The organism is Bradyrhizobium sp. Leo170, from assembly GCF_004296405.1.
GTDB lineage: Bacteria > Pseudomonadota > Alphaproteobacteria > Rhizobiales > Xanthobacteraceae > Bradyrhizobium.
The window spans coordinates 1-1,296 of the sequence record NZ_PSRR01000727.1; the positions used below are offsets into that span (position 1 = coordinate 1).

Annotated in this window: 1 protein-coding gene; it reads right to left on the reverse strand. The window is 63.2% G+C overall.

Annotated features, from left to right (window positions below; translation table 11 throughout):
• On the reverse strand, positions 1-1,256 hold a 1,256-nt coding region (locus CWO89_RS44285; RefSeq protein ID WP_165421614.1), incomplete at its 3' end, for a two-partner secretion domain-containing protein.
• Positions 1,257-1,296: the final 40 nt, after the last annotated feature.

The window sequence follows — 1,296 nt, forward strand, 5'->3', positions numbered from 1 at the left end:
CCGGCCGGCACGATGACGCTGGCCCGGGCCTCGATATCGATGAATTTCCCGCGCATCTCGATGCGACCGGGACTGTAACGCGTCGCCAGCGACGGCAGCTCGATGTCGCTGGTGTCAGTGAGGTCCGGCATTGCCGTGGTGACGCTGCCTGATCCCAGAACCAACGTACCAGTCGACCAGTAGCGCAGCGGCGATCCAACAGGCATCGAGCTGCCGTAGGACATCATGCCCTCGCCCCATGCGCGCAGCCGGATGGAGCCTTCGCGGTTGTTCAACGCGGTCGAGGCCTCGAGCGCGCCGTTCTGTACGATCTCGCGGGACATCAGGGTGATGTTGCCGTGGTCGGCCTGCACCATGCCATTATTGACGACGTTGTAACCGACCGAAGCGCCACGCGCTGCCATCTCCGGGAACACGACGTTCTTCAGGCCCAGCGTATAGTCGTTGTCGCTGCTCCAGTTTCCCTGATCGGTCACTGTCGCCATATGGTAGTAGTCGAACATCCAGCGCATCGGCGCCGAGACGGCGACGTCGAGACCACGAACGCCAAACTGATCGGTCGTAAGGTAGATCTGTTCGCCCGCCGCCATGATGACTTGGCCGTCGGGCGCCGAGATACGGCCGGAGTTCAGGACATGCGGCGCAAAGATAAGGGCCTTGCCGCCGCTCGCCATTGTCATCTGCGCACCGGCCTCGATCCGCACATCGCCCGGGGCGTCGCCGATGATCGCGCCCGCGACTTGGCTGGGATCGTCGAGCCCGACAGATTGGTTCGGGCTTTGTTGTCCGAGATAGCCGAACTGCGGCTTTGCGATGCTGGCTCCGCTTCCTAACGAATCGTCGAAAACCATGAGCTGTTTGTTGATACCGGCGCGGAACTGTTCATCCGACAGACTCAACGACGAGGCGACGAAAGTGTTGACGTTGATCTGGCTCGATCCGCCGAAGATGATGCCGTTTTTGTTGATGACGTAGACTTGGCCCTCGGCCTTGATGGTGCCAAGGATGCGGCTCGGGGCGAGGCTTGGATCGGTGACGCGGTTAAGTGCGGTCCAGCTCGACGCGTTCGCGCCGCCGGCGCCCTGATCGAAGTGGAGATTGGTCTCGCGGCCGACATTGAAGCTGGACCAGTTCAGGATTGCTTTTTGCTCGGTCTGCCTAACGGTCACCGTGGTGCGGCCTCCGCCCTGCGCCTGCGTCGGCAGATCGGCGCCGGTCCAGACGCCCGGGACGGCTCCGGCCCCCGGCGCCGTCACCAGTCCTCCGGGCGTCAGTCCGTTCGGGACCGCGCTTTGT